Origin of the sequence: uncultured Phenylobacterium sp., assembly GCF_902826855.1 — a bacterium.
Classification (GTDB): Bacteria; Pseudomonadota; Alphaproteobacteria; order Caulobacterales; family Caulobacteraceae; genus Phenylobacterium.
In genome coordinates this window covers 1-26,599 of sequence record NZ_CADEGK010000039.1, presented here as the reverse complement: position 1 = coordinate 26,599, position 26,599 = coordinate 1, and the positions used below count along the sequence as shown (strand labels likewise).

General features: G+C 69.1%; 25 protein-coding genes. 18 read left to right on the top strand and 7 right to left on the bottom strand.

The genetic code is table 11. The features are described from left to right. Together QZV94_RS07890 and fabD are read right to left on the bottom strand one after the other, a co-directional pair. Positions 1-241 (bottom strand): SDR family NAD(P)-dependent oxidoreductase (locus QZV94_RS07890; RefSeq protein WP_293677264.1); only part of this gene is annotated, 241 nt, incomplete at its 3' end. 10 nt (positions 242-251) lie between these two features. Beyond that, positions 252-1,196, bottom strand: coding sequence for an ACP S-malonyltransferase (gene fabD / locus QZV94_RS07885; RefSeq protein ID WP_293677263.1), 945 nt, complete (start codon positions 1,194-1,196; stop codon positions 252-254). Between the two features lie 85 nt (positions 1,197-1,281). On the opposite strand from fabD, the gene QZV94_RS07880 reads away from it, so the two are divergent. Then, a complete protein-coding gene (locus tag QZV94_RS07880; RefSeq protein WP_293677262.1) occupies positions 1,282-2,361 on the top strand; it encodes a zinc-binding dehydrogenase in 1,080 nt (359 codons plus the stop codon). Here the strand turns inward: QZV94_RS07880 and QZV94_RS07875 are convergent. Then, positions 2,358-3,587, bottom strand: a complete 1,230-nt coding sequence (locus QZV94_RS07875) for a hypothetical protein (protein WP_293677261.1) — start codon at positions 3,585-3,587, stop codon at positions 2,358-2,360. The genes QZV94_RS07880 and QZV94_RS07875 overlap by 4 nt on opposite strands. Positions 3,588-4,154: 567 nt before the next feature. Between QZV94_RS07875 and QZV94_RS07870 the strand changes: the two genes are divergently transcribed. The 12 genes from QZV94_RS07870 (at position 4,155) to alr (ending at position 17,355) form a co-directional block, all read left to right on the top strand. Next, the gene (locus QZV94_RS07870) at positions 4,155-4,676 is read left to right on the top strand and encodes a DUF4402 domain-containing protein (RefSeq protein ID WP_293677260.1); all 522 of its coding nucleotides are present in this window, start codon (positions 4,155-4,157) and stop codon (positions 4,674-4,676) included. A gap of 34 nt (positions 4,677-4,710) precedes the next feature. After that, positions 4,711-5,232: a hypothetical protein gene (locus QZV94_RS07865; protein ID WP_293677259.1), complete on the top strand. Its 522-nt coding sequence runs from the start codon at positions 4,711-4,713 to the stop codon at positions 5,230-5,232. Then, entirely contained in the window at positions 5,232-6,146 is a 915-nt protein-coding gene (locus tag QZV94_RS07860; RefSeq protein ID WP_293677258.1) for a hypothetical protein, read from the top strand. Before QZV94_RS07865 ends, QZV94_RS07860 begins: the two co-directional genes overlap by 1 nt. Positions 6,147-6,201: 55 nt before the next feature. Further along, on the top strand, positions 6,202-8,937 hold the full coding sequence (locus QZV94_RS07855; RefSeq protein ID WP_293677257.1) for a hypothetical protein: 2,736 nt from the start codon (positions 6,202-6,204) through the stop codon (positions 8,935-8,937). Position 8,938: 1 nt separating this feature from the next. Beyond that, the gene (locus tag QZV94_RS07850) at positions 8,939-9,937 is read left to right on the top strand and encodes a DUF4402 domain-containing protein (RefSeq protein WP_293677256.1); all 999 of its coding nucleotides are present in this window, start codon (positions 8,939-8,941) and stop codon (positions 9,935-9,937) included. Positions 9,938-10,009: 72 nt separating this feature from the next. Beyond that, positions 10,010-10,549 (top strand): peroxiredoxin, encoded by a 540-nt coding sequence (locus QZV94_RS07845; protein WP_293677255.1) that lies wholly within the window; start codon positions 10,010-10,012, stop codon positions 10,547-10,549. A gap of 179 nt (positions 10,550-10,728) precedes the next feature. Next, a complete protein-coding gene (gene rpsF / locus QZV94_RS07840) occupies positions 10,729-11,091 on the top strand; it encodes a 30S ribosomal protein S6 (protein WP_293677254.1) in 363 nt (120 codons plus the stop codon). Positions 11,092-11,109: 18 nt separating this feature from the next. Beyond that, complete coding sequence (gene rpsR / locus QZV94_RS07835; protein ID WP_293677253.1) at positions 11,110-11,394, top strand: 30S ribosomal protein S18; 285 nt, start codon at positions 11,110-11,112, stop codon at positions 11,392-11,394. Between the two features lie 13 nt (positions 11,395-11,407). Continuing rightward, entirely contained in the window at positions 11,408-11,998 is a 591-nt protein-coding gene (gene rplI / locus QZV94_RS07830) for a 50S ribosomal protein L9 (RefSeq protein WP_293677252.1), read from the top strand. Between the two features lie 161 nt (positions 11,999-12,159). Further along, the gene (locus QZV94_RS07825) at positions 12,160-14,583 is read left to right on the top strand and encodes a TonB-dependent receptor (protein ID WP_293677251.1); all 2,424 of its coding nucleotides are present in this window, start codon (positions 12,160-12,162) and stop codon (positions 14,581-14,583) included. 171 nt (positions 14,584-14,754) lie between these two features. Then, positions 14,755-16,251 carry a replicative DNA helicase gene (locus QZV94_RS07820; RefSeq protein ID WP_293677250.1) on the top strand — a complete coding sequence of 499 codons (1,497 nt, stop codon included), beginning with the start codon at positions 14,755-14,757 and terminating at the stop codon, positions 16,249-16,251. Between the two features lie 6 nt (positions 16,252-16,257). Beyond that, entirely contained in the window at positions 16,258-17,355 is a 1,098-nt protein-coding gene (alr, locus tag QZV94_RS07815) for an alanine racemase (RefSeq protein ID WP_293677249.1), read from the top strand. On the opposite strand, the gene QZV94_RS07810 is transcribed toward alr, so the two are convergent. Both QZV94_RS07810 and QZV94_RS07805 read right to left on the bottom strand, forming a co-directional pair. Then, on the bottom strand, positions 17,337-17,963 hold the full coding sequence (locus tag QZV94_RS07810) for a Yip1 family protein (protein ID WP_293677248.1): 627 nt from the start codon (positions 17,961-17,963) through the stop codon (positions 17,337-17,339). The genes alr and QZV94_RS07810 overlap by 19 nt on opposite strands. A 26-nt stretch (positions 17,964-17,989) precedes the next feature. Further along, on the bottom strand, positions 17,990-19,177 hold the full coding sequence (locus tag QZV94_RS07805) for a Yip1 family protein (protein ID WP_293677247.1): 1,188 nt from the start codon (positions 19,175-19,177) through the stop codon (positions 17,990-17,992). A 137-nt stretch (positions 19,178-19,314) separates the two neighbouring features. On the opposite strand from QZV94_RS07805, the gene radA reads away from it, so the two are divergent. Genes radA through QZV94_RS07780 form a run of 5 tightly spaced genes read left to right on the top strand, consistent with a single transcriptional unit; the run spans position 19,315 to position 24,515 of the window. Continuing rightward, complete coding sequence (gene radA, locus QZV94_RS07800; protein WP_293677246.1) at positions 19,315-20,688, top strand: DNA repair protein RadA; 1,374 nt, start codon at positions 19,315-19,317, stop codon at positions 20,686-20,688. After that, entirely contained in the window at positions 20,685-21,290 is a 606-nt protein-coding gene (locus QZV94_RS07795; protein WP_293677245.1) for a CvpA family protein, read from the top strand. Before radA ends, QZV94_RS07795 begins: the two co-directional genes overlap by 4 nt. Beyond that, positions 21,287-22,774, top strand: a complete 1,488-nt coding sequence (gene purF, locus QZV94_RS07790) for an amidophosphoribosyltransferase (RefSeq protein ID WP_293677244.1) — start codon at positions 21,287-21,289, stop codon at positions 22,772-22,774. The genes QZV94_RS07795 and purF overlap by 4 nt, the downstream gene beginning before the upstream one ends. 14 nt (positions 22,775-22,788) lie before the next feature. Next, positions 22,789-23,757 (top strand): bile acid:sodium symporter family protein, encoded by a 969-nt coding sequence (locus QZV94_RS07785; protein ID WP_293677243.1) that lies wholly within the window; start codon positions 22,789-22,791, stop codon positions 23,755-23,757. A gap of 11 nt (positions 23,758-23,768) precedes the next feature. Further along, positions 23,769-24,515 carry an SDR family NAD(P)-dependent oxidoreductase gene (locus tag QZV94_RS07780; protein ID WP_293677242.1) on the top strand — a complete coding sequence of 249 codons (747 nt, stop codon included), beginning with the start codon at positions 23,769-23,771 and terminating at the stop codon, positions 24,513-24,515. Here the strand turns inward: QZV94_RS07780 and der are convergent. Then, on the bottom strand, positions 24,463-26,058 hold the full coding sequence (gene der / locus QZV94_RS07775) for a ribosome biogenesis GTPase Der (protein ID WP_293677241.1): 1,596 nt from the start codon (positions 26,056-26,058) through the stop codon (positions 24,463-24,465). The two genes, QZV94_RS07780 and der, sit on opposite strands and share 53 nt — an antisense overlap. Positions 26,059-26,081: 23 nt before the next feature. Continuing rightward, the coding region (locus QZV94_RS07770) for a PQQ-binding-like beta-propeller repeat protein (RefSeq protein ID WP_293677240.1) at positions 26,082-26,599 on the bottom strand (518 nt) is incomplete at its 5' end.

Genomic DNA, 26,599 nt, shown 5'->3' with positions numbered 1-26,599 from the left:
CACGCCGCTGCCGTCGTTGATCCGCTTCAACAGGTCGGTGGCCGCGGCGAAGACCGCGCCGGGCTCCGCCTCCGGGACCACGTCGCGCGCCGCGAGCCGCGGCGAACTCCCGAAGCACCGCCTCGCGAGTCCCGGAAAGCACGACGTGGGCCCCCTGGGCGTGCAGGGTCTTCGCGATTTCGGCGCCGATGCCGCCGGTGGCCCCGGTCACGAGGGCGGTCTTGCCGGTAAGGTCGAACATCTGCGGCTCCTCAGAGCGACTTGGCGAAGGCTTCGAGGTCGCCGGGGCCGTTCAGCGGCGTAGCCTCGGCGCCGGGGGCAATGCGCTTGGCCATGCCCGACAGCACCTTGCCGGCGCCGGCTTCGGCGAATCGAGCGACGCCGCCGGTCTCCGCCATCCACAGCATGCTCTCGCGCCACCGCACGCGGCCGGTGACCTGCTCGACAAGGAGCCGGCGGATCGTTTCCGGGTCGCTGGTGGGCTGGGCGGTGATGTTGGCCACCAGCGCCGCACGCGGCCCCCCGATCGTGGCGGCCGCCAGGGCCTCAGCCATCTCGTCGGCGGCAGGCTGCATCAGCGGGCAGTGGAAGGGCGCAGACACGTTCAGCAGGATGGCCCGCGCGCCTAGCTCCTTGGCCTTCTCGATGGCCGCATTGACGGCGGCCTTGTCCCCGGAGATCACGACGTTGCCCGCATTGTTGTCGTTCGCGACGACGCAGACACCCACCGACGAGCCGGCCTCGGCGGCCGCCTCGGCCAGCGCCACGTCCGCCTTCGGCCCGATCAGCGAGGCCATCGCACCCTCGCCTACCGGCACGGCTCGTTGCATCGCCTGGCCGCGCAGCTTCAGGAGGCGCGCGGTGTCCGGCAGGCTGATCGCGCCGGCCGCGGCGAGGGCCGAGTATTCGCCCAGGCTGTGGCCGGCCACGAACGCGGCCTTCTCGATCCGGACCCCGAACTCCTTCTCCAGTGTGCGCATCACCGCCACGCTGACCGCCATCAGTGCGGGTTGGGCGTTCTCCGTGAGGGTCAGCTGGTCCTCCGGTCCGTCCTTCATCAGCTTGAAGAGCTTCTGGTTCAGGGCGTCGTCGACTTCCTGGAACACCTCGCGCGCGGCGGCGAAGGCTTCAGCCAGGTTCTGGCCCATGCCCAGGGCCTGGCTGCCCTGACCGGGAAAGAGGAAGGCGAGGCTCATTTTTCGCAATGCGCTCCCTGTTGATTCCGAGGCGCGAGGGTTAGGGGATAGAACCGATGACGACAAGAAGCTCAGGAGCGAACGCATGAAGGCCGTGGTCCGCCGCAATAAGGCGCTGGTTTGCGACGAGATCGCCGAATTGACCCCAGGCGAGGGCCAGGTGCTGGTCCGAACGCTTGCCTGCGGCATCTGCGGCTCCGACCTGCACGCGCTCCATCATATGGAGCACATGATCGACCTCGGCCGCCGTTCCGGCGCGCCGGACTCAGGCTTCAACCCCGCGGCCGACACGGTGTTCGGCCACGAGTTCTGCGCCGAGATCCTCGACCACGGCCCTGGCTCTTCCAAGGCCCTCAAGGCCGGAACCCGAGTGGTCAGCGTGCCCGTCACCATGCACGGCGGCGGCGTTGAGGCATTGGGCTTCTCCAACCGCCTGCCGGGCGGCTTCTCCGAGCGGATGCTGCTCTCCGAAGCGCTGATCCTGGAGGTCCCCAACGGCCTTCCCACCGACAAGGCCGCGCTCACTGAGCCCTTCGCGGTCGGCGCCCACGCCGTCGCCAAGGCCCGCCTGGAGCCAGGGGCCGTCTGTCTCGTCGTCGGCTGCGGCCCGGTGGGTCTGGCCATCATCGCCGCGCTCAAGGCCCAAGGGCATGGACCGGTCATCGCCACCGACTTCTCACCCCGCCGCCGCGCCGCCGCCGAGAAGCTGGGCGCCGACATCATCGTCGACCCCGGGGCGGAAAATCCGCACGACCGTTGGGAGAGCCTGGGCGTTCCCAGGAGCCGCGCGGCCCAGAGCATGATGCGCTCTATGGGCAAGGTGGTCGCCCAGCCCGTCATCTTCGAGTGCGTCGGCTCGCCCGGCGTCCTGGAAGGCCTGATCGAGGCCGCGCCTGGCGGAAGTCACATCGTGGTCGCCGGCGTCTGCATGGAGACCGACCGGATCGAGCCCTCCATCGCTGTCACCAAGGAAATGGAACTCACCTTCGTCCTTGGCTACACGCCGCAGGAGTTCGCCATGACTCTCCGCCAGCTGTCGGAGGGCGTCATTGACGTCTCCGGCCTGGTCACCGGCAAGGTCGGCCTCGACGGCGTGGCCGGCGCCTTCACCGCGCTCGGCGACCCCGAGGCCCACGTGAAGATCCTGGTGACGCCGAACGGCTAGCGTCCCCTGGCGACCTCGGGATGGTCGCGAAGATAGGCGCTCGTCGCGGCCCGCAGCACGGGGGAGGCCACGCCGTCGATAGGCCCCACGTAGTAGCCGCGGCGGGCCAACAGGGCCTGGGTCTCGGCCAGGCTCGCCGCTGGCGGGATCACCTGCGCCAGGTCGGCGGTCGGCGCCGCGCCCGGCCGATAGGCCGCCACGTCGCCGTCCAGGCCGGCTCGCTCCGCCGGAGTGAGCCGGGCCTCGATCTCGACCTGCTTCTCCCGCGCCGTAGCGTCCCCGGCGTTGGCGGCCACGGCGAACCAGCGGTAGGCCTCGCGCAGGTTCTTCTCCACCCCGCGGCCGGCCTCGTAGAGCAGGCCGAGGTTGAACTGCGAATCCACCACCCCGCGGTTTGCTGCGCGTCTGAACCAGGTTGCCGCTTCCGCATAGTCGCGTGCGCCGCCCTCGCCATCCGCCAGGAACAGCCCGAGGTTGTGCATCGCCAAGCGATCACCGCCCTGCGCAGCGCGGCGCGTCCACAGCCGCGCCGCCGCCAGGTCCCGGGGCACGCCTGCGACGCCAGCCTCATACAAGCTCGCGAGGTGTATCTGGGCGCGACTGTCTCCCGCCTGGGCCAGACCGGTCAGTCGTGGCAGCGCCAGGGCCTCGCCACGTTCCAGGGCCGCGGCGACCGCCGCATAGTCGTCTCCTTCCCGGTTCGAGACCGGAGCGATCGGGTTCAGCGCCGGCAAGTCCGCGCCCGTCCTGCGCGCCGGTGGCTCCGGCCTGAGGCTCGCGCGCAGGTCGACTGCGCCCGAGGCGGCGATCGTCGCTGAGACGGCGCGCGGAGCGACTTGCGGGCTGCCCACGATCGCCGCCCCGGCCCCGACCACGCTCACCGCCGCGACCAGGCTGGCGCCGACAAAGATCACCCGCAGAAGCAAGGGGTCCCGCTGCGGGACAACCGCGGCCTGGGCTGCGCGCACACTGGCAAGCTGCTCCAGCACATGGTCCATCCCGGACTGGACCCGGGCCTCCAACTCCAAGCGGCGCCCCGCCTCTGCGTCCAGCCGCCGGGCCAACGCTTCGAGGGCCTGCGCCAGTGCGGCCGCCGACTGTGGAGGCAATGGCCGCGCCTGAAGATCACTGAGGACGAGACGCAGTTCAGCGACCGCACGGCGCGTCCGCGCGTCATCCGGCTCCTGCCGAGCCACCGCCTTCGCCCACGCCCCGTCGTCCGCCATCGCCCCCGCCGTGCGTCCCATCGTACACGGAACCACGCGTCGCGTCGAAAGTGGGCGGCCGCTTCAAACTGAGCGCGTCAGCACGGGCCGACGCGGCGGGGTGCGACTCGGGGTGGAGCCACCACCTCGCGCGGCCCGTCAACGCTTCGGAAATCGAACAGGCGCCCCAACAATCGCCCGCCGACAGACCAGTGACGCAGAGTGCGTATGGACCGTGTCCCAAGCACCGCCGGGCGCTCGTTCCGTAGCCGTGTGTTCAGGAGCTTGACCTGGCATCTGATCGTCACGCGCCAGCTTGGCGACGACAGTGTCCAGGCCCCACATCACCAGCCTAGACGACGAGAAATATCAGAAGTTGTAGCGATTTCTACGGCCGGGCGCGTCGACTTGACAGCGGTTCAGCCGCCGCGGATGACTAACAAAAGGTAAAGGTCCAGGGGCGCAACCTTGGGAAGATTTCTTCGATCCATTTTCCCTTCATGCGGGAATATTGGTCGAACGCCGGGCGGGGCAAGTCACGGATTATCGCCCATATTCGCATGCGATAGTTGCCTGAGGGGGATCTAGATGAAGATTGGTATCGCACTCGCCGCCGCGGCCATCGGTCTCGCGTGGGTCTCCGTCGCCTCCGCCGCGCCGGTGACGGCGACCGCCCCAGCAACGGCCACGATTGTCGATCCGGGTCAGATGACCAACACGCGCGACCTCGACTTCGGCACGATCGCCAAGCCGAGCACCGGGACCACGACGGTCACGGTCGCGTCGGCCGCGACCGGCACAGCGACCCCCTCCGTATCCGGCGGCAACGGGTTCGTGCCCACACCCGGCCTGGCGCACGCGGCGACCTTCCGTCTCGTGGGCAGCACCGGTCAGACCTACTCCGTCACCGACAACAGCCTCAGCTTCACCAACGCCACGGGCAACCTGGGCAACGTCGGGGCCGAGAGCCCCGTCGCGGCCAGCGGCACGCTCAACACGCTGACCACCGGAACCGACGACCTGTACGTCGGGGGCCACTTCGATATCACCTCGGCAACCGCCTCGACCAACTACAGCGGGACCCTGAGCTTGACGGTGAATTTCAACTGACAACGCGTCGCCGGGCCGTCGCGGAGGCGTCCGCATGACCCTGTCCCTCCTTATGAGCCGAACCCCATTCATCGTCGGCGCCTTGGCCACGAGCCTTTCCGCGTTCGCCACGGCCGCAGTGGCCGAGGTGGCCTCGGCGCCCGCGCGCGCCTCGATCATCGACCCGCCCGGCGTGGCGGTGAACTGGGCCCTGGCCATGCCCAGCGTCCGCGGCATCGCGGCCGGGGCCAGCTTTCAAGGGACCCTGCCCTCCATCAGCCTGGGGATGATGATGCCGGGCAACGCGGCCCTCCTGGTGCGGCGCGAGGATCAGGCAGGCCTGCCGGTCACCGCACCGGCCAGCTTCGAAGTCAGCGCCCAGGACGATCAGGGGCTGACCCTGCGGACCGGCGGGGCGGACCTCACGCATGACCGGCCAGGGACTCTGGTCGGGGGCGCGCTGCTGGACCGGGCGGCCGCCAGCATCGAGGTCGGCAAAGGTCTGGCCTTGGCGTCGCACGGTCCGCGCAGCGCTGCGCAGCCCGGGTTCCTGATGGTCGTGGTGCAGTACAACTGATGCGCACGATTGCCCCCTGCCTCGCCGCCCTCCTGCTGGCAGCCGGCGTGATTGCCGTTCCTGCGCCGCTGGCCGCGCAACCGGCGCGCCCCACTTCGGGCCTCAACGCCTTCCTCAACATCACTCCCAAGCGACTGACCTTCGACGGCCGGCGCCGCATCGGCTCGATCGTGCTGCTGAACCAGGGGACCGAGCCGGTCACGGTCGACGTGGCCCTGATCGACCGGGTCATGCTGACCGACGGGCAGATCCTGGCGGTCGATGACGCGGCCGGTCGCGCCGACGGCAGGACGGCGACGTCCCAGCTGAAGTCCGCCAAGGCGTTGCTGCAACTGTCGCCCCGGCGCGCCACGCTGCAGCCCGGCCGGCCTCAGACGGTGCGCGTGCGCCTGGCCACCCTGCCCGGGGCGGCCGACGGCGAGCACCGCAGCCACCTTACGGTGACCACCCTGCCCCCACGCGACACCGGCTCCACCGCCGAGGCGGCCGCGGCGGGGCGGACCGACAACGAACTGAGTTTTCAGATCACGGCCATCTACGGGCTATCCATCCCCATCATCGTGCGCCCCGCCGAACCCGACGTCCGCGCAACCCTGGAAGGCGCCCGCGTGGAATTTGCCGCCGCGCCCGGTGACGGCCGCGTTCCCCGCGGGCCGACCGCGGTCTTAGCGCTGGACCTTGTCCGCGGCGGCGCGAGTTCGGTCTACGGCAACTTCGAGGTGCGCGTGGTCGGCGAGAAGAAAGGCTCCGAGCCGCTGGGCCTGGCCCGGGGAGTCGGCGTCTATCCGGAGATCCCGCGCCGCGTCGTGCGAATCCCTCTCTCGCGGGCCCCCGCCGCGGGTGAGCGGCTGGAGGTGACCTTCACCGACGACGACACGTCCCCGGGGAAGGTCCTTGCGAAAGCGGTCCTTTAGGTGGTCGGCTGGCCTCGCGACCGCAGCGGTCATCCTCCTGCGGAGCGCGCCAGCGATGGCCTCGGAGGCCCCTGCGGCTCAGTCCGCGGCGACCGAGGCCGCCGTGACGGCGCCAGGCGCGGGGCCGCTCGAGGCTGCCGCGGCGCTGGACCTGACCACCCTGCTGCTGCTCTCCGTCTCGCTGGACGACCTCACCCTGACCGAGGGCCTGGGCGCCTACGGCGATCCTGAGGATCCGCTGGCGCCGTTCGGTGAACTCGCGCGCCTGCTGGAAGCCGACATCGACGTCCTGCCTGCCGAGGGACGGATCACCGGCCGCCTCGGCGAGGCGCGCCGCTCCCTCTTTGTCGACCTGAAGACCGGCGTGGCCCGGGTGGGCGCTCAGGAGGTCCGTCTCGGGCCCCTGGACTGGGTGATCACGCCCACCGAGATCTACCTGCGCGTCTCGGCCGTGCAGCGGATGCTGCCGATTCGGATCGAGGTCGCCGGCGATGAGCTGACCCTGCGACTCCACGCGGTGGAGAAGTTACCCGTCCAGGCGCGGCTGCAACGCCTCGCCAACCGCCCCGACGGCTCGCAGGTCGGTGTCGCCGGAGAGGAGCCCTTGAGGATCTCCGCGCCCTACGCCTTCGTCAGCCCGCCCGGGTTCGACGTGGTGCTGGACGGCGGCTTCGAGTCCGGCGCCCGCAACCGCAACTTCCGCTACGATGTGCGCGCCGCCGGCGACCTGCTGTGGGGCAACTTCCAGGGCTACCTGGGCTCGGACGAGGTGGGCCGCGCCGCCAACGCGCGCGTCCTGCTCCAGCGCCGCTCGCTTGAGGGCAATCTATTTGGCCCGCTGCGTGTGCGCGAGGTCAGCGCCGGCGACACCTTCGCTCCGGGCTTGGCCATAGGCGCTCGGGTGGTGGCCGGGCGCGGCCTATCGCTCTCTACTTCGCCGCTGGTGCAGACCAACGTCTTCAACCGCATCGACCTGCGCGGCGACCTGCCGCCGGGCTACGACGTGGAGCTCTATGTGAACGACGTGCTGAAGGGCACGACCAACCAGGCGGTGGCCGGCCGCTTCGAGTTCCTGGACGTGCCCCTCTCGCCGGGGGTCAACATCGTGCGCCTCGTCACCTACGGGCCGCGCGGCGAGCGCAACGAGGAGATCCAGGTCGTCAATGTCGGCGCCGCTCTGCTTCGGCCCGGCGAGGCCCAGTTCGAGTTCGGCATCGTCGGGCAGGACCAGCCGGTGTTCCGCGTCGGGCGACGTGATCAGAGCGTGCTGGGCGACGCGGCCCTGTTCGCTCCGGGAGGCACACGCGTGGTGGCTGCGCTGAACTACGGCGTGACCGACCTTCTCAGCCTCACCGCTGGCGCGGCGCGGATCCCGCGCCTGGGGGGCGGAGCGGTCGGCCTCTATACCTTGGGCGCGCGCACGTCGCTGCTTGGGCTCGCGACACAGGTGGACGGCGGCTGGGACAGTCGGGGCGGCGCCGGCGTCTCCGTCGGCCTGGCCGGCCAGTTCGGCGACCTCTCCTCGGTGCTGCGCCACGCCGAATACCGCGACGCCTTCATCGACGAGAACAACCTGGGCTTCAATTCACGGCTCGAAACCGAGCGCCGCACCGAGTTGACGCTGGATTCCAGCATCAGGCTGCGCGGCCGGATCGTGCCCGTTTCGATGCGCGCGATCCGCAACGACTACACCGGCGGCTCCCACGACTTCCTCGCCGCGTGGCGGGCGTCGTCCAGCCTGGGCCAGGTGCTGTTCTCGGCCGGTTGGGAATACCAGCGTCAGGTCTATCGTCCGGCGGCAGCGACCGAGACCCTCTCCGGCTACCTCTCCGCCTCCACCTTTCGCAGCTACCGGTGGCAGATCCGCACCACCCTCGACTACGACATCCTGCCGGACGTGAGAGCGCGGTTCCTCAGCGTGACAGTCGATCGGCGGCTCTCCGATGCGTGGTCGCTGCGCTTCGGGCTGGGCCAGCCGCTGGACCGCCTTGGCGGCTGGAACCTCGCGCTCTCCAGTATCTTCGCCAGCCGGTTCGGCGACCTGGCGCTGACGGGCGAGTACGACAACACCGACTCCGACTGGCGCGTCGCGGCGCAGTGGACCTTCGGCCTCGGCTGGGACCCTGGCCGCAACCGCTACGACCTCACCCGCACAGGCCCCGGCTCGGGCGGTTCGGTGCTGTTCAACGCCTTTCTGGACGAGAACGGCGACGGCGTGCGCCAGCCCGGCGAGCCTCCCGCGCCTAACGTCGGTCTCGAGGGCGGGACCCAGCGCGGCCTGGTGACCGGCAAGGATGGCCGCGTTCTAGTTGGTGGTCTCGGCGGCGGCCCGACCGCTTACATGGACGTAAGCCTCGACAACATGGAGGACGCCTCGGTCTCCACCCCGCCGTCGCGGCTGGAGCTGCGCCCACGCCCCGGGGCCGTGACCCGCGTCGACTACCCCATGCGCCCGACTGGCGGGGTGACGGTCAAGGTCGAGCTCCTCCGCGACGACGGCCAGCGTGTGGGACTTGCATCCGTGCGTGTGCAGCTGGCGCCGGACAAGGGCGCGCCGGTGGAGGCCGTCACCGAGTTCGACGGGTCGGCGGTGTTCGACGCCGTACCCATCGGCCGCTATCAGCTTCAACTCGACCCCAGGCAGGCGGAGAAGCTGCGCATGCGCCTGCTGCAGGAGCCTATGGTGACCATCCGGGGTGGCGGCGATTTCGCCCCCGATGTGGTCGTTCAGGTGAAGTTCGTGCCCGCGTCGCCGGAGACCGTCGTGGCCAAGTCGGGGGGAGCAAACTGAGATGACGCGGCTGCTCGTCTTCGCCGGAACCGTCGCCGCCGCGGCGCTTGCCGCCGTCGCAGCCGCGGCGGCCGCCTACACGGTCAATGTGACCGGACCGATGGACCTGCAGCAGGTGTCGGCCGCGGCCACTGGCGACACCGTCTTCAGGATCAGTCCGGCCACCGGCAGTGTCACCGTGCAGAGCGGCGGCGGAAGCCGCATCTCCACGGCGTCCGCCCGCAGCCAGGTCACCGTCATCTGTCGGCCGTCGCGATCGGGCGACACCGACTGCACGACCAGGAACGTCGCGATGCGGATCGGCAGGATCGGCCAGCTAACCGGCCGTGCGCGCCCGCTGGCCGGCTTTACGGTGGCTATGGGGACCGCGACGCTCACCGCACCCCCTACGGGCGTCCATCCGATCGCTTTCGAGCTCGCGCCGCTGGGCGCTAACAGCGCCAAGACCTTCTTCGTCGGGGCGGACTTTGGGGTGGCCGGCGACGAGTCGGGTCTGGCCACCGGCAACAGCGAGAACGGCTTCTACGCCTACATCGTCGACGCCAACGGCCTGCAGCTGGGCGGCGACACCGACAAGGGCAAGGTGAAGGTCTTCCGCGCCCTGTCGATCGCCAAGACCGCCGACCTCAACTTCGGCCGCATCCAGATCCCCGCGAGCGGCGCCAGTACAGTGACGCTGAACGCCAGCAACGGGAACCGCACCGTCACCGGCTCGGGTTTCGGCTACCCGACTCCGGCGCCCACCCGAGCGGCCTTCACCGTCTCCGGCGAAGGTGGCCAGCAGTTCTCGCTCAGCATCCCGGCGACACTCGTCCTGACCGGTCCCGGCAGCCTGACGGTGAACCTCACCGACACCGCTCCCAACGCGCCCAGCTTGGCCGGCGGGCTGGGCTCGGCAGGTACCTACAGCTTCACCGTCGGCGGCAGTTTCAGCCTCACCAACGCCACCCCGACCGGCGCCTACGCCGGCGTCCTGACGGTCAGTCTCGACTACAACTGATGCGTCCTGCACAATCCCGAACGCCGGTATTCAGCCGCCCACGTTAGAGTTCGCCCTGGAAGGATGTCGCTCGTGAAACGCCTCGTTGTCGCCGCGACTTCGGCGGCGCTGCTCGCCGGTCCCGCCTCCGCCGCCCTTAAGCCCGGCGCGAAGGCCCCTGCGTTCACCGCGCCCGGGTATCTCGCCGGGGCGCCCGTCAGCCTGTCGCTGAGCGAAGCCCTCAAGAAGGGGCCGGTGGTGCTCTATTTCTTCCCGTCGGCCTACAGCAAGGGCTGCAATCTGGAGGCGCATCTATTCTCGGAGGCCACGGATAAGTTCAAGGCCCAGAACGCGACGGTGATCGGCGTCACGGCCGGAGGGGTCAAGCAGCTTGCGGCCTTTTCCAAGGACACCAAGACCTGCGGCGGAAAGTTCGCCGTGGCCGCCGACCCGGGGGCCAGGATCGCCAGGCAGTACGACAGCCTACTGACGTTGAAGCCCGACTGGTCGGACCGGACGTCCTACGTGATCGCCCCCAACGGCACGATCCTGCACAGCTATTCCAAGATGGACCCCAGCGACCACGTCGCCCAGACGCTTGCCGCGGTGAAGGCCTACAATACCAAGAGGTAGGCGCCCCCGCTGAGGTGGCGGCGGGCGAAAGCCCTTGCCCCTACACGGCTTTTCCCCTACTAGCGCGCCTCTTCACGGAAGGCGGTCCCGCGCGAAATCGTTCGCGGCCTGGGATCCATCGTAGCCGGCGGACTTCCGCCTACCGGCCGCGCCGCCTTCCACAACGGAAGAAGGAACGCATGGCGCTCTACGAGCACGTTGTCATTTCGCGGCAGGATATCTCGCCGCAACAAGCCGAAGCCCTCAACGACACCCTGAAGCACCTGATCGAAGAAGGCGGCGGAAACGTCGCCAAAATCGAGTACTGGGGCCTTCGCAACCTCACCTACCGGATCAAGAAGAACCGCAAGGGCCACTACTCCCTGCTGGCGATCGACGCCCCGTCGGACATCGTCAAGGAGATGGAGCGCCAGCTGTCGATCAACGAAGACGTGCTGCGCTACATGACCGTGCGCGTCGACGAGCTCGACCTGGAGCTCTCCCCGATCCTCGCCCGCCGCGATCGCGACCGCGAACGCCGCGACGACGTTCCTCAGTTCTAAGAAAGGGAGGCTCATCACATGACTGACGAAACCTCCGTCCAGGACACCGCTCCCGCCGCCGGCGCTGCCGCCGGTGGCCAGCGCCGCCCGTTCTTCCGTCGCCGCAAGGTGTGCCCATTCTCCGGCGCCAATGCGCCGAAGATCGACTACAAGGACGTCAAGCTCCTGCAGCGCTACGTTTCCGAGCGCGGCAAGATCGTGCCGTCGCGGATCACCGCGGTGTCGGCCAAGAAGCAGCGCGAACTGGCCAAGGCCATCAAGCGCGCCCGCTTCCTCGCGCTGCTCCCCTACGTCGTGAAGTAAGGGAGCCAGGCACATGAAAGTCATTCTGCTCGAACGCCTCGAAGGCTGGGGCGGCCTCGGCGACGTGGTCACGGTGAAGGACGGGTTCGCCCGCAACTTCCTGCTGCCCCGTTCCAAGGCCCTTCGCGCCAACGCAGGCAACCTCAAGGTCTTCGAAGCGCAGCGCGCCGAAATCGAGACCCGCAACGCCAAGGCCAAGGAAGCCGCCGGCAAGGCTGGCGAAAAGCTGGACGGCACGACCTACACCCTCATCCGCCAGGCGGGTGAGAGCGGTCAGCTCTACGGCTCGGTGGCCGGCCGCGACGTGTCCGAGATCATCAACGCTGAAGGCGGCAAGGTCGAACGCTCCATGGTCGTGCTCGACAAGCCGATCAAGACGCTGGGCCTGCACGAGGTGAAGGTGCGCCTGCACCCCGAGGTGACCCTCACCGTCACGCTGAACATCGCGCGCAGCCAGGACGAGGCCGACCGCCAACTCCGCGGCGAGAACGTGATCAATGCCCAGTTCGAAGAGGAACGCATCGCCGCCGACCAGGCCGCTGCGGATCTGCTCGAAGGCGGCGCCGGTCAAATGGAGAAGGACTTCGGCTCCTCCGACGGCTGACCCAGAGTCGACTTGACGACACTACATGCGGCGCGGGATCACTCCCGCGCCGTTTCTTTCTGGGTGTTGCCGAATTGTCATTTGAGTCAAAAGCATAACTCCCTAGGTTCCCCAGAGTAAGGGTTGCGGCCGGCGTCTTCGGTCCGCCCCAGGGGAACTTCATGCATCACCGACACATCCTCTTCGCCGCGGTCTCGGCCGTGAGCCTGCTGGCCTGCGCCGCCTCCGCCCAGACCGCCACCGAAGCCGCCGACGTCGACGAGATCGTCGTCACCGGCACACGCACCGAGGGCCGCTCGCGCCTCAGCTCGCTGGCCCCCGTCGACGTCATCGGCGCCCAGGCGCTGGAGCGCTCCGGCACGACCGAGCTGGGCGCCGCACTGGCCACCCTGGCGCCCTCGCTGGACTTCCCCCGCCCCGCCATCACGGACGGCACCGACTCGATTCGCCCGGCGACCCTGCGCGGCCTCGCGCCCGACCAGACCCTGGTGCTGCTGAACGGCATGCGCCGCCATGCCTCGGCCCTGGTGAACGTCAACGGCTCCATCGGCCGCGGCTCGGCCGGCGTCGACCTGAACGCGATCCCGACCATTGCGCTCGACCGCATCGAGGTGCTGCGCGATGGCGCCTCGGCCCAGTACGGCTCGGACGCCATCGCCGGCGTCATCAACATGCGCCTGCGCGAGGCCCGCGAAGGCGGCGCGGTGACCTACACCTACGGCGTCTACGACACCGAGGTCGAAACCGCCCGCATCCCGGGCGGCTACAAGAAGCAGGACGGCGTCACCAACACGGCCGCCGGCTGGGTCGGCCTGCCGCTGGGCGCCGAGGGCTTCGTCACCGTTTCCGGCGAGTACCGTCATCGCAACCCCACCAGCCGCGGCGACCTGGACCCGCGCCCGGCCGTCCCGTCGATCACCTCGCGCTACGGCGACCCACAGGCCGAGGACGTCACCCTCTACGTCAATGCCGGCATCCCGCTGAGCGACACCTGGAAGCTGTACGGCTTCGGCGGCGGCCAGAACCGCAAGACCGACTCGGCCGCCAACCCGCGGCTGGCCAACAACGCCAACAACGTGCCCGCGATCTTCCCGGGCGGCTTCCTGCCGCGCATCACCACCGACATCGATGACTGGACCTTCGCCTTCGGGACCAAGGGCCAGGCCGGCGAGTTCAACATCGATGCCGGGTTCGTCTACGGCTACAACAAGGTCCGCTACGGCGTGGTCGACAGCGTCAACGCCTCGCTGGGGGGCGCCTCGCCGACCACCTTCGACGCCGGCACGATGCAATACTACCAGTGGGTGGCGAAGATCGACGTCACCCGGCCCCTGGACTTCGGCTTCGCCAAGCCCGCCACCCTGGCGTTCGGCGCGGAGTACCGCCACGAGGGCTATGAGATCGGCGCCGGCGACACGGCCTCCTACGTCTTCGGCGGCATCGCCGGGAAGGCGGCGGGCGCGCAAGGGTTCCCCGGCTTCCAGCCCGGCAACGAGGTCGACGTGAACCGCCACTCCTACGCCGCCTACGTCGATCTGGACGTGCCACTTACTGACCAGTTCAGCGTCGACATCGCCGGCCGTTTCGAGGACTTCTCCGACTTCGGTTCGACCACCAACGGCAAGATTTCGGCCCGCTACGCGTTCAGCGACGCCTTCGCCGTGCGCGGTACGGCCTCGACCGGCTTCCGGGCTCCCGCCCTGCAGCAGCAGTACTTCACCGCCACCTCGACCAACTTCATCCTGATCAACGGCGTCAACACCCCCGTCGAGGTGGGCACCTTCCCGTCGGTCTCTCCCATCGCCGCGGCGCTGGGCGGCAAGCCGCTGAAGGCCGAGAAGTCGACGAACTTCTCGCTGGGCGGCGTCTTCCAGTCCGGGCCCTTCGAGCTGACCGTCGATGCCTACCGCATCGAGATCGACAACCGCATCGTGCTGTCGGAGAACATCCAGGGTTCCCCTACCGGCTCGCCTACCGCCGTGGCGATCTTCAATCTGATCAACCCGCCGGGCAGCTCGGGACTTGGCGCGGCGCGCTTCTTCATCAACGGCGTCGAAACCACCACCAAAGGCGTCGACATCGTCGGCCGCTATCGGCTGGACACAGCGACCGCCGGTCGGTTCGACTTCACCTTGGCGTCGAACTTCAACGACACCGATGTGACCAGGATCCCGACCACTGCGGTGCTCTCCGGCCTGCCGGTCCCGCCGATCCTGTTCGATCGCGGCAACCGCCTGACGTTCGAGGAAGGCACGCCCGATCAGAAGCACACTGCGGCTGTCGACTGGTCGAACGGCCCGATGGGCGCCTCGCTCAAGGCGATCTATTACGGCGACGTCCTGGTCCCCAACAACTCACCCACGCTGGACTATGACGTCGGAAGGCACGTCGTCGTCGACTTCGAGGCCCGCTACGAGACCTCGATCGGCGTGAACCTGGCGGTGGGCGTGAACAACCTGTTCGACGAGTACCCGAACAAGACACCCACGATCGTCAACACCAACGGCCCGATCGGCTTCCCAAGCTACTCGCCGTTCGGTTTCAACGGGCGCTTCCTCTACGCCCGCGTCGGTTATCACTGGTAAGCAGCGCAGCCTGACCGGAACAGCGGCGCGGGGTCCCACCCCCGCGCCGTTTTTCATGCCGGCGCAACCGTAAGGCGCAGCTTTTCCACAGTCTGAAAATGTGTGTGGAAAGACGCCCGAGGCGTGCGTGTCGCAGTGCCTGCGGCGGCCGCCTTCATGTATCCGTCACGTATGGCGCTCGTTCCGGCTCTCGACCTCCGCATGGTCTCCAACGACATGGCGATCAGCCACGTCCCCTCCAACATCGAGGCCGAACAGGCGCTGCTGGGCGCGCTGCTGTACGACAACGCCGCCTTCGAGCGCCTTGGCGACAACCTGCAGCCACGCCACTTCTACGAGCCGTTCCACCAGCGGCTGTTCGAGACAATCCAGGTCGCCATCCGCAAGGGCCAGCTGGCCGAGCCGATCCTGCTGGCCGAGCAGTTCATGAACGACCCGGCGTTTCAGGAACTGGGCGGCGTGCGCTACCTGGCTGACCTAGTCGACCGCGCCCCACCGGCCGCCAATGCGCCCGACTATGCCCGCAGTGTCTACGACCTGGCGTTGCGGCGCGACCTGATCCGCATCGGCGGCGACATCTCCACCCTGGCACAGGCCGGCGACGCCGAGCTCGACGCGCGCGACCAGATCGAGCAGGCCGAGCAGCAACTGTTCGAGCTGGCCGAATCCGGCGGGGTGACCCAGGGCTTCGTCAAGTTCGCCGACGCGGTGCAGGGCGCGGTGGCCATGGCCGCCGAGGCCCACAGCCGCGACGGCGGCCTGGCGGGCCTGTCCACCGGCCTTATCGACCTGGACCAGAAGATCGGCGGCCTGCACCCCTCCGACCTGGTGATCATCGCCTCGCGCCCCTCAATGGGCAAAAGCTCGCTGGCCGCCAACGTAGGCTTCGACGTCGCCCGTCAGTACGCCTGGGAGCCGCAGCCCGACGGCTCTCGCAAGACGGTCCGCGGCGGCGTGGTGGCCTTCTTCTCGCTCGAAATGAGCGCGGACCAGCTGGCCATGCGCCTGCTGGCCGAAGTCTCGGGCGTCTCCGGCGACCGTCTGCGCAAGGGAGAGATCGACGCCATGGAGTTCGGCCGCGTCCGCGACGCCGCCATCGAGATCCAGGACGCGCCGTTCTTCATCGACGACACCGGCGGCATCACGCTCGCCAAGCTGACCGCCCGGGCGCGCCGGCTGAAGCGCACCACCGGCCTCGACCTTTTGATCGTCGACTACCTGCAGTTGGTCACCATCGGCGGCAGCGGCTCGCGCACCGACAATCGCGTGCAGGAGGTCAGCGCGATCACCATGGGCCTGAAGTCGCTGGCCAAGGAGCTTTCCATTCCCGTGATCGCGCTGGCGCAGCTCAGCCGCCAGGTCGAGAACCGCGAGGACAAGAAGCCCCAACTCGCCGACCTGCGCGAATCCGGCTCCATCGAGCAGGACGCCGACATGGTCATGTTCATCTATCGCGAGAGCTACTACCTGAGCCGCCTCGAGCCGCGCGAAGGCACCGAGGAGCACTTCAAGTGGCAGGAGAGCATGGACCAGGTGAAGGGCCTGGCCGAGATCATCATCGGCAAGCAGCGCCACGGTCCCATCGGCACCGTGAAGCTCGCCTTCAACGAAGACCTCACCAAGTTCGGCAACCTGGCCCGTGACTCGAGCCGTTACGACCAGCACTAAGGGCGCATGAGTCCCGACCGGGCGCGCCTCACCATCGATCTCGACGCGCTGGCGCACAACCGCGCTGTGCTGGCCGACATCTCCGGCGCGGCCGAGGTGGCCGCGGTGGTCAAGGCCGACGGCTATGGCCTGGGCGTCGGGCCGATCGCGCGGCGGCTGCACGACGAGGGGACCCGCAGCTTCTTCGTCGCCCGCCTGGCCGAGGGCGAGGCCCTGAGGGCAGAGCTGCGCGGGCGCGACGCCGCCGTCTACGTCCTGGACGGCCTCATCCCCGGAACCGCCGACCGCCTGGCCGCCTCGCGCCTCACCCCCGTGATCGCCACCGTGCCGCAGGCCGATGCCGCCCTCGCCCAGGCCGTCGCCGCTCAGGCGCTGGGGGGGCGTTACGCCGCCGCGATTCAGGTCGACTCGGGCATGAATCGCCAGGGCCTCTCTTTCGAGGAGGCCCGTGCGTTCATCGCCTCGCCCGGGGCGCTCGACGCCCTCGACATCCCGCTGGTCATGAGCCACTTGGGCTCCGCCACCGAGCCGCGCGAGCAACGCAACCGCGACCAGCTCGCCCGCTTCCGCGAGCTGCGCGCCCTGTTCCCGGAGGCCCGCGCCTCGCTGGCCGCCTCGGCGGGCGCCTTCCTCGGCGCGGAGTACAGCCACGACATGGTGCGCGCCGGGGTCAGCCTGTTTGGCGGCGGCCCCGAGGAACGACCCGACCCGCGACTGCGGGCGGTCGCCACCCTCACCGCCCCGGTCCTGGACATCCGTAACCTGCAACCCGGGGACCGGGTCGGGTACGGCGCCGCCTTCACCGCCCAGAAGCCCATGCGCGTCGCCATAGTGGGCGCTGGCTATGCCGACGGGGTGATCCGCGCCGCCATGGGCAAAGGCTATGCCTGGGCCGCGAGCGGCCGCCGGCGGCTCCTTACAGTGAACATGGACCTCCTGGCGATCGACATCGGCGGTGCGGCCATCGATATTGGCGACCACGTCGAGCTCCTGGGGCCCAACGTCCCCCTCGACGACCTCGCCAGCGCCGCAGGCACCGTAGCCCACGAAGTCCTGGTTCGCCTGAGTCCGCGCGCGGAGCGGATCTACCTGGGCGCCGCGTAGGTGACGTACAGCGGCCCGCCCAGCTCAGCGGCGCGCATCGCCATGAACCCGCGCACGGCCCAGAGACCGGCCACGATCAGCAGGATCGAAGCAAAGGCGTAGAGCCTGCGTTCGTCCGGTACGCCGAGCATCGGCGTGATGCCCAGGTAGAGCGTGTAGAGGCAGTAGACCGCCGCCAAGATGCCCACGGCCAGCCCCAGGCTCGGGTAAAGCTCGGCCGCGCCGCCGATCCAACTCGCGGTGGCCGCGTAGGCGACCAGCTCCAGTGCGCGGGCCCGGTCACGGCTCCCACCGAACGCCGCGCCCGTCCAGTCAACCAGCACCGCCGCAGCCAGCAGCGCGACGAAGGTCAGCAGGTAGCCGGCCACGGCCCCCAAGACGAGCCCGAGCGGGCTCATCACCACCCCGACGTTCGCGATGTTGAAGCCGAACTGCAGCGGCCCCACGATCCCGCAGATCGCCGGGATGGCGGCCAGCGGGGCGACATAGCGGGGGAGCAGGCCGCGGGCGTCGGCGGGTTCGGCGGCGATCGCGTCCCAGGTGCGGCTCGGAGTCACCAGCATCCGCAAGGCTCGTACGGCCACGCCCGCACCGCGCGGCGTACTCATGCCAACCCCTCCAGCGGTAAGGCCCGCTAATTCGCCTTGGCCAGGCTCTCCAGCCGGCCGATCCCGACCGCGCCCACCGCCGCCTTCAGGTCATCGACGCTGACGCCGTCGCCGCTGGCCTGGACCATGAAGCGATCGCCAACGAGCACGCTGTATTCGCCATGCTTCGACTCCCGATCGTAGCTCTCCTGAGTCATCCTGCCATCGACCTTGCCGACCTTCTCGTAGCCCGTTGCGGTATCCTTCGACGACTTGACGTCGAAGGCGCCGGCAATGCCGGCGATGGCCGCCGCGGCCCCCAGGTCGGTGACCTCCAGTTGCATCCGGGCGTCGCCCTTGGCGTAGTCCGCCTCGGCACTGGAGCCTTGCATTCCGCCCGCGCCGCCGCTGGCGGCGCTTACGTCGCCGCGGGTGAACCCGCCGACGCTGGCCGGCAGATAGGCCTTCAGCACCTCCGGATCGGTCGCCGGAGCCGCGTTGCCGCTCTGCAGCTGCTTGGCCGCCGCCTCGGCGCGCCTGGACGCGGCCTCCAGTTCCCCGAGGTTCACCGAACCCTGACCTGGCAGGTCGACCGTGCCGCTGATCTGACCCGGGCCCGCCATGCGCATGGCGCCGCTGAGCGTCATCACGCTGGCGGACACCACGGAGATCACGATGCCGATCACGATCGCAACCACCAGCACGACGGCGAAATAGGTCCCCGCCCTCTCGGTAGGAGTCTTCATCAGCTTCGGCAGGCCGAGGTAGAGGAGGTAGAGGCTGTAGAGGGCGCCCAGCAGCCCCACGAGCGCCAACGCTGGCAGCAGGCTGAACACCCCTGCCACCCACGAGGCGGTCATCGCATAGGCGGCAACCTTGAAGGCCTGGAGCCGGTCCTTGGTCCCGCCGAAGTTGGGCGCCAGACCGTCGATGATCAACGCCAGGACGTACACCATGCCCAGGCTGAGCACATACTGGACCAGCCCCTGGACGATGAGCCACACGGGCGAGGGCCGGATCGTTACACCGAAGGCGCCGATGCCGAACACCAGCATGCCGATCACGCCGCAGACCACCGGGATGGCCGCCAGCGGAACGACATAGCCACGGTAGAGGCCGCCGATGCTGGCTGGCTCCACATCGATCTGGTCCCACGTCGGCGCTGGCCGCACGAGGATGTCCTTCACGCGTTCGAAGAGTTTCGAACCCGCCGAACCCGGTTCAACGATGCTCATAGTATCCTCCCCGCCGTCATCCGGCGTCCTCGGCCACGACCCTAACCGAAGCGTCCGTTGCGGCAAGGCGCCGACAGACGCCCGGCGTCGCGAAGGTCTAGACTGAGGCCGAGCCGAATCAGGAGTGCGAGAGACCCATGGCCCGCGACGGCGCCCTATACGCCTGCCAGTCCTGCGGGGCGGTGCAGACGCGCTGGAGCGGCCAGTGCCCGGCTTGCGGAGCCTGGAACACCCTGGTCGAGGAGATCGGCGCCCGGCCGCCGGGCGCGCTCAAGCTCACCAAGGCCACCCGCAAGACCGGCCTTGCCTTCGAAGGCCTCGACGAGAGCACCCCGGCCCCGCCCCGCATCGTCACGGGCGTGGACGAGTGGGACCGGGTCTGCGGCGGCGGCGTGGTGCCGGGCTCGGCGATCCTGATCGCCGGCGACCCCGGCGTCGGCAAGTCCACCCTGCTTCTGCAGGTCGCCGCCCAGGCCGCTCGCCGCGGCGTCCGCTGCGCCTATATTTCCGGTGAGGAAGCGGTCGAGCAAGTCCGCAGCCGCGCGCAACGCATGGGCCTGGCCGACGCGGACGTGAAGCTCGCTGCGGAGACCAGCCTGCGCGCCATCATCGACGGCCTGAAGGCCGAACCCTTTGACCTGGTCGTCATCGACAGCATCCAGACCATCTGGAGTGATGCCCACGAGGCCGGACCGGGATCGGTCACGCAGGTCCGCGCCGCCGCGGGCGAACTGGTTCGACTGGCCAAGAAGCGCGGCCTGGCGGTCGTCCTGGTCGGCCACGTCACCAAGGAGGGGACCCTCGCCGGCCCCCGTGTCGTGGAGCACATGGTCGATGCCGTCTTCTCCTTCGAGGGCGAGCGCGGCTATCCCTTCCGCATCCTGCGCGGCGCGAAGAATCGCTTCGGAGCCACGGACGAGATCGGCGTCTTCGAAATGGGCGACGCCGGGCTGGCCGAGGTGAAGAACCCGTCGGCCCTGTTCCTCAACACCTCCGGAGAGCGCGCCGCGGGCGCGGCCGTGTTCGCGGGCATCGAGGGCTCCCGGCCGGTGCTTGTGGAGATCCAGGCTTTGGTCGCCCCCTCGGCCTACGGCACCCCACGCCGCGCCGTCGTCGGCTGGGATGGCGGGCGGCTGGCCATGATCCTGGCGGTGCTGGAGGCCCGTTGCGGCCTCTCCTTCGGCGACCGCGACGTGTACCTGAACGTGGCGGGCGGCCTGCGGATCTCCGAACCGGCAGCCGATCTCGCTGCGGCCGCGGCGCTGGCCTCCTCGGCCTTCGACGTCGCTCTGCCCCAGGACTGTGTTGTGTTCGGCGAGATCAGCCTCTCCGGCGAGGTCCGCCCCGTCAGCCGCATGGACGGGCGCATGAAGGAGGCCGCCAAGCTGGGTTTCCGCCGCGCGCTGGGACCCGCTGATGCCGACCCCGCCGCCGGCATGGCCTTCATCGGCGCCCACCGCCTCGCCGACGCCATACAGCGCATCCACGATGGGGACTGGGAAACCCGATGACCCAGTTCGACATCCTCGTCCTACTGCTGCTCGGGGTCTCGGCCGCGGTCGGCTTCGCCCGCGGGGCGGTGCGCGAGATCATCGCGCTCCTTGCTCTGGTCTTCGCCGCGGGCCTGGCGGTGTTCGGCCTGCCGGTGTTCGGCCCGATGGTGCGCAACGTGATCCAGCCGGATTGGCTGGGCACGGTCTCGTCCCTCATCCTGGTCTTCATAGTGGCCTTCGTCGCCCTGCGGCTGATTGGCGCGGGCGTATCGCGCGCGGTGCAGAGGGCGCAGGGCCTGGGCTTCCTCGATCGCTCCTTCGGCCTCCTGATCGGCCTCGGCCGGGGACTGATCGTTCTGGGTGCGCTCTTCCTGATGTTCAACGCCGCCACCCCCGAGGATCTGCGTCCCAAGTGGATCACCGACGCCCAAACCTGGCCGCTGGCCGCCAACATGGGCCGTGTTCTCGACGAGCTGGCGCCCAAGGGCCTCGACGTCGCCGGCCGCCTCAAGCCGGCTTTCGACCGCGCAGTGCGCGACGGGTCAGGTGACAGAACGACGACAGACGGGTACGACGCGCCCGAACCTGCAAACCCCGTCCATCCGGAGCGATCCCGATGAGCCAGCCATCCGAGCGTTGGTCCCCGCCTGCGCGCGATCCGGACGACGACGCCCCACGCCTCGAATGCGGGGTGTTCGGCGTCTTTGACGTCCCCGAGGCCTCGGGCATCACTGCGCTCGGCCTGCATGCCCTGCAGCACCGTGGCCAGGAGGCTTGCGGCATGGCTTGCTTCGACGGCCAGCGGTTCCACACCGAGCGGCACATGGGCTATGTGGGCGACGCCTTTGGCGGCGGTGACCTCAACGCCCGCCTGCCCGGCCACGTCGCCATCGGCCACACCCGCTACTCCACCGCCGGCGGCAGCTTCCTGCGCAACGTCCAGCCGATGTTCGCCGACCTTGAAGCGGGCGGGATCGCGCTGGCGCACAACGGCAACCTGACCAATTTCCTGACCCTGCGCGACCAGCTGGTGCAGGAGGGCTCGATCTTCCAGTCCACCTCGGATTCGGAGGCGATCCTGCACCTGATCGCGCGCTCTCGGCGCGCCAAGTTCCTGGACCGGTTCACTGACGCCCTGATGCAGATCGAGGGCGGCTACGCCCTGGTGGCCATGACCAACAAGAAGCTGATCGGCGTGCGTGACCCCCTGGGCATCCGCCCTCTCGTGCTCGGCGAACTGGGTGGCAAGTGGGTGCTGGCCTCCGAGACCTGCGCGCTCGACATGATCGGCGCCAAGTTCGTGCGGGACGTGGAGCACGGCGAGATGGTCGTGATCGACGAGAAGGGCATCCGCAGTTTCCGTCCCTTCCCGCGCCAACAGGCGCGGCCCTGCATCTTCGAGTACGTCTACTTTGCCCGACCCGATTCCGTGGTGAACGGCCGCTCGATCTATGAGGTGCGCAAACGCATGGGCCGCCGCCTCGCCCAGGAAATGCCCACGGACTGCGACGTGGTGGTGCCGGTGCCTGATTCCGGCGTGCCCGCCGCCCTTGGCTACGCCCAGGAGGCCGGCCTGCCCTTCGAAATGGGCATCATCCGCAACCACTATGTCGGGCGCACCTTCATCCAGCCCACCCAGGGGCAGCGCGAACTGGGCGTTCGCATGAAGCTGGCCCCCAATCGCGCCGTCCTGGCCGGCAAGAAGGTGCTGCTGGTGGACGACAGCATCGTGCGCGGCACCAACTCCGTACGCGTGGTGCGCATGGTCCGCGAAGCTGGCGCGGCCGAGGTCCATCTGCGTTCCGCGTCGCCGCCGATCATGTGGCCGGACTACTACGGAATCGACATGCCCGACCGCGACCAGCTGCTTGCGGCCAACCATTCCGTCGACGAAATCGCCAAGATCCTGGGCGTCGACTCCATGGGCTACCTCTCGGTCGACGGCCTCTATTGGGCGATGGACGCAGTGCGCGACCCGGCCCTCCCGCAGTACACCGACCACTATTTCACCGGCGAGTATCCAACCCGCCTCCTCGACCGCGAGATCGCCGAGGGCCGTAACGAGCTCGTCGAGCGCCAGCTTTCGTTCCTGGTCGACGCCTGAGCCTCGTTGGGCGAATGAAGTTCAAGGTCGACTGGTACCTCGTCCTGATCATCCTGATGGCCGGGGCGGCCTCCGTGCTTCCAGCCCGCGGGGAAGCGGCCGTCTGGTTAGGATGGACCTCCAAGGTACTGATCGGCATCGTCTTCTTTCTGCACGGGGCGAGGCTGTCCCGTCAGGCGGTGATCGGCGGCCTGACGCACTGGCGCCTGCATCTGCTGATCCTGGCCGCCACCTTTGTGCTCTTCCCCGCCCTCTGTGTCGGCTTCACCTGGCTGCCCGCCTGGATCACGCCCCCGGAACTCGCCAGCGGGCTCATCCTCCTCGGCTGCCTGCCCTCGACAATCCAGAGTTCCATCGCCTTCGTAGGCGTCGCGCGCGGCAACGTCCCCGCCGCCGTCGCGGCGGCATCGGCCTCCAACATGCTGGGCGTCTTCCTCACGCCGCTCCTGGCCAGCTTCCTGATGCACACCCAGGGCGGCGTCAGCGCCGGTTCGTTCTGGGCCATTGTCCTGCAGCTCCTGGCCCCCTTCATTCTGGGCCAGCTGCTGCGCCCCTGGGTTGGTGGCTTCGTCGCCCGCCACGGCCCGACCCTGAGCAAGCTGGATCGCGGCACCATCCTCCTGATCGTCTATGTCGCCTTCTCCGGCGCCGTGGTGGAGGGCGTCTGGAGCCGCTTGGGCGCCCTGGACCTCGTGCGCCTGCTGGTCATCTGCGTGGTCTTGCTGGCTATCGTCCTGGCCGCGACCATGCTGGCCGCCCGCGCGTTCGGCTTCGACAAGGCCGACGAAATCGCGATCGTCTTCTGCGGCTCCAAGAAGTCGCTGGCCAGCGGCGCGCCGATCGCCGCGGCCATGCTGAGCCCGGCGGTCGCCGGCGTCGCCATGATCCCGCTGATGGTCTTCCACCAGATCCAGTTGATGGTCTGCGCCGCCCTGGCCCAACGCTACGCGGCCCGGCCTGACAGGCCCGCGGAAACCGTCTAGAGACCGGCCAAATGTCAGAGTCGCCCCTCAAAGACCGTATCGCCCTGGTCACCGGCGCCAGCCGCGGCATCGGCCACGCCTGCGCTCTCGCGCTCGCCGCGGCCGGCGCGCACGTCGTCGCCGTCGCCCGCACCCAGGGCGCGCTGGAGGCGCTGGACGACGAGATCAAGGCCGCGACCGGCCAGCCCGCCACCCTGGTCGCCATGGACCTTGCCGAAGCCGACGGCCTCGACCAGCTGGGCCTGGCTCTTCACAACCGCTTCGGCCGCCTCGACATCCTCGTCCATGCCGCCGCCATGCTGGGGCCGATGACCCCCGTGGCCCACATCGAACCGAAGCACTGGGACAAGGTCGTGGCCCTCAACCTGACCGCCTCGTACCGCCTGATCCGCGCGATGGAACCCCTGTTGCGCGCCTCGGAGCACCCCCGCGCCATCTTCCTCACCAGCGGCCGGGCGATCCGCCCGAAGGCCTTCTGGGGCCCCTACGGCGTCACCAAGGCGGGGCTGGAGCACATGGTCCGCACCTGGGCCGACGAGCTGGAGCAGACCAAGGTCCGCGCCGTGCTGCTCGACCCCAGCATCATGCGCACCCGCATGCGCGCCGAAGCGATGCCGGGCGAGGATCCCGCCAACCTGCCCGACCCGTCGGAGATCGGCCCCCTGATCGTGGAGCTGGCCCAGGCCGACCTGGGCCTGCCGAGCGCTAGCGTGGTCTTTTCGACGTGGAAGACGGCCGGGACGCTCGCTTCGGCTTGACGCCGGGCCGGGCCAGCTTGGCCGCCCGCCCGCGCGGGTTTCCCGGCTTCGCCTTGCGGCCCTGGGGCTTATCTTTGCCGTGAAGCTTGGGCTTGGCGCCGGCGCCTTCCTTGGCCTTGGCGGCGGCCGCCTTGCGGGTCTTGGCCGCAAGGCCGGTCTTGGCCTCGGAGGGCTTAGCCCGCGTAAGGCCGGACCCGGACTTCTCTTCGCCCTCGGCGAAGGGGTTCTTGTTGGACTTCACCGTGAGGCGGATCGGCACCCCCGGCAGATCGAAACTCTCGCGGATCGAGTTCACCAGATACCGGCGATAGTGGTCCGGGAGCTGGTCCGCACGGCTGGCGAAGAGCACGAAGGTGGGCGGCCGGGCCTTGGTCTGAGCCATGTATTTGGGCTTCACGCGTCTCCCGCCCACGGCGGGCGGCGGGTGGCGTTCCACCGCCATCTTCAGCCAATCGTTGAGATCCCGGGTCTTCACCTTGGTGGACCAGTCGGTATGGGCCTTGATCACCGCCGGCATCAGCCGGTCCAGCCCCCGCCCCGTCTCGGCCGATAGCGCAACCACCTGCGTGCCCTTCACCTGGGGCAGGAGCCGCCCTGCCTCCTCGATGAACTCGGCAAGCTTCTCGCGCTGGTCCTCCACCAGGTCCCACTTGGCCAGCACGAACACCAGGGAGCGGCCCTCGCGCTCCACCAGGTCGGCGATCTGCAGGTCCTGGATCTCGAACGGATGGGTGGCGTCCATCACCAGGATCACTACCTCGGCGAAGGTGATGGCGCGGATGGAGTCGTGGGTCGAGAGCTTCTCCAGCTTCTCCTGGACCCTGGCCTTGCGCCGCAGGCCTGCCGTGTCGACGAGCCGGATGGCGCGGTCTTCCCAGGTCCAGTCCACGGGGATCGCGTCGCGCGTGATCCCGGCCTCGGGACCGACCAGCAGGCGATCCTCGCCGATCAGCCGGTTCACCAGGGTCGACTTGCCGGCGTTCGGGCGGCCGACGATGGCGATGCTGATCGGCTTGTCAGCCGCCTCGTCATCCTCCTCCTCGCTGTCCGCGAGTGCGAACGGCGCCATGGCGGCGTAGAGGTCGGCCATGCCCTCGCCGTGTTCGGCGGAGATCGGGATCGGCTCGCCCAGCCCCAGGCCGAACGCGTCCAGCACGCCGGCCTCGGACGCCTTGCTCTCGGCCTTGTTCGCGGCCAGCACCACAGGCTTGCCCTTACGGCGCAGCACCTCGGCGAAGATCAGGTCGCCGGGCGTCACCCCCTCGCGGGCGTCGATGACGAAAACCGAAACGTCAGCCTCGTCCACCGCCAGCTCGGTCTGGGCCCGCATCCGGGCTTCCAGGCTCTCGTCGGTGACATCCTCAAATCCGGCGGTGTCGATGAGTTCCAGGTCCAGGTCACCCAGACGGCCGGTGCCGAACCGTCGGTCGCGGGTGACCCCCGGCTGGTCATCGACGATGGCGAGTTTGCGACCCGCCAGCCGGTTGAACAGCGTGGATTTGCCGACGTTAGGCCGGCCGACAATCGCGATTTTCAACGCCATGACAGGCTGAGTGTACCGTCTGATCAGCGAATAGCGATCAGGTCGGCCTCCTGAGTCACCACATAGACCGTGTCGCCCATGGCTATGGGCGAGATGATGGCGGCTCCCTTGAGGTCGATGCGCTTCTGGATCTCGCCGGTCTTGGCGTTGAGCACCGCCATCTCGCCCGTCTGTCCGACGATCAGCAGCCGGTCGTTGGACAGCAGCGGGCCCGACCAGATCGGGCGCACCTGCTTGCTCCCGCCGATGCCGAACACCCCGCCCTTGCGCTTGGACTTGAAGCCTTCGTTGAGGTTGCGGATCCAGTAGATCTGGCCGCTCTCACGAGTCGCGCAGATCACCAGGCCGTCCTTGGAGACAGCATAGACCACGTCGCCGGCCGGCAGGGGCGCCATGACGCCCACCACCGGCAGGGTCCAGCGCGCCTGGCCGGTCCGCAGGTCGGTGGCGGCGAACACGCCCGAGTGGCTGACGGCGAAGACGTCGCCCTGGTAGATCACCGGCCGCCCCGGAATGTCGCGGATCTCAGAGAGCGCGCTGG

Excerpts from the sequence above, each read along its gene's own strand:
- QZV94_RS07865 (WP_293677259.1), top strand. The coding sequence starts at position 4,711 with ATGACCCTGTCCCTCCTTATGAGCCGAACCCCATTCATCGTCGGCGCC.
- QZV94_RS07850 (WP_293677256.1), top strand. The coding sequence starts at position 8,939 with ATGACGCGGCTGCTCGTCTTCGCCGGAACCGTCGCCGCCGCGGCGCTT.
- rpsF (WP_293677254.1), top strand. The coding sequence starts at position 10,729 with ATGGCGCTCTACGAGCACGTTGTCATTTCGCGGCAGGATATCTCGCCG.
- QZV94_RS07785 (WP_293677243.1), top strand. The coding sequence starts at position 22,789 with ATGAAGTTCAAGGTCGACTGGTACCTCGTCCTGATCATCCTGATGGCC.
- der (WP_293677241.1), bottom strand. The coding sequence starts at position 26,058 with ATGGCGTTGAAAATCGCGATTGTCGGCCGGCCTAACGTCGGCAAATCC.
- QZV94_RS07880 (WP_293677262.1), top strand. The coding sequence starts at position 1,282 with ATGAAGGCCGTGGTCCGCCGCAATAAGGCGCTGGTTTGCGACGAGATC.
- QZV94_RS07855 (WP_293677257.1), top strand. The coding sequence starts at position 6,202 with ATGGCCTCGGAGGCCCCTGCGGCTCAGTCCGCGGCGACCGAGGCCGCC.
- radA (WP_293677246.1), top strand. The coding sequence starts at position 19,315 with ATGGCCCGCGACGGCGCCCTATACGCCTGCCAGTCCTGCGGGGCGGTG.
- QZV94_RS07875 (WP_293677261.1), bottom strand. The coding sequence starts at position 3,587 with ATGGCGGACGACGGGGCGTGGGCGAAGGCGGTGGCTCGGCAGGAGCCG.
- QZV94_RS07870 (WP_293677260.1), top strand. The coding sequence starts at position 4,155 with ATGAAGATTGGTATCGCACTCGCCGCCGCGGCCATCGGTCTCGCGTGG.
- QZV94_RS07810 (WP_293677248.1), bottom strand. The coding sequence starts at position 17,963 with ATGAGTACGCCGCGCGGTGCGGGCGTGGCCGTACGAGCCTTGCGGATG.
- QZV94_RS07820 (WP_293677250.1), top strand. The coding sequence starts at position 14,755 with ATGGCGCTCGTTCCGGCTCTCGACCTCCGCATGGTCTCCAACGACATG.
- QZV94_RS07780 (WP_293677242.1), top strand. The coding sequence starts at position 23,769 with ATGTCAGAGTCGCCCCTCAAAGACCGTATCGCCCTGGTCACCGGCGCC.
- QZV94_RS07795 (WP_293677245.1), top strand. The coding sequence starts at position 20,685 with ATGACCCAGTTCGACATCCTCGTCCTACTGCTGCTCGGGGTCTCGGCC.
- rplI (WP_293677252.1), top strand. The coding sequence starts at position 11,408 with ATGAAAGTCATTCTGCTCGAACGCCTCGAAGGCTGGGGCGGCCTCGGC.
- purF (WP_293677244.1), top strand. The coding sequence starts at position 21,287 with ATGAGCCAGCCATCCGAGCGTTGGTCCCCGCCTGCGCGCGATCCGGAC.
- fabD (WP_293677263.1), bottom strand. The coding sequence starts at position 1,196 with ATGAGCCTCGCCTTCCTCTTTCCCGGTCAGGGCAGCCAGGCCCTGGGC.
- rpsR (WP_293677253.1), top strand. The coding sequence starts at position 11,110 with ATGACTGACGAAACCTCCGTCCAGGACACCGCTCCCGCCGCCGGCGCT.
- QZV94_RS07860 (WP_293677258.1), top strand. The coding sequence starts at position 5,232 with ATGCGCACGATTGCCCCCTGCCTCGCCGCCCTCCTGCTGGCAGCCGGC.
- QZV94_RS07825 (WP_293677251.1), top strand. The coding sequence starts at position 12,160 with ATGCATCACCGACACATCCTCTTCGCCGCGGTCTCGGCCGTGAGCCTG.
- QZV94_RS07805 (WP_293677247.1), bottom strand. The coding sequence starts at position 19,177 with ATGAGCATCGTTGAACCGGGTTCGGCGGGTTCGAAACTCTTCGAACGC.
- alr (WP_293677249.1), top strand. The coding sequence starts at position 16,258 with ATGAGTCCCGACCGGGCGCGCCTCACCATCGATCTCGACGCGCTGGCG.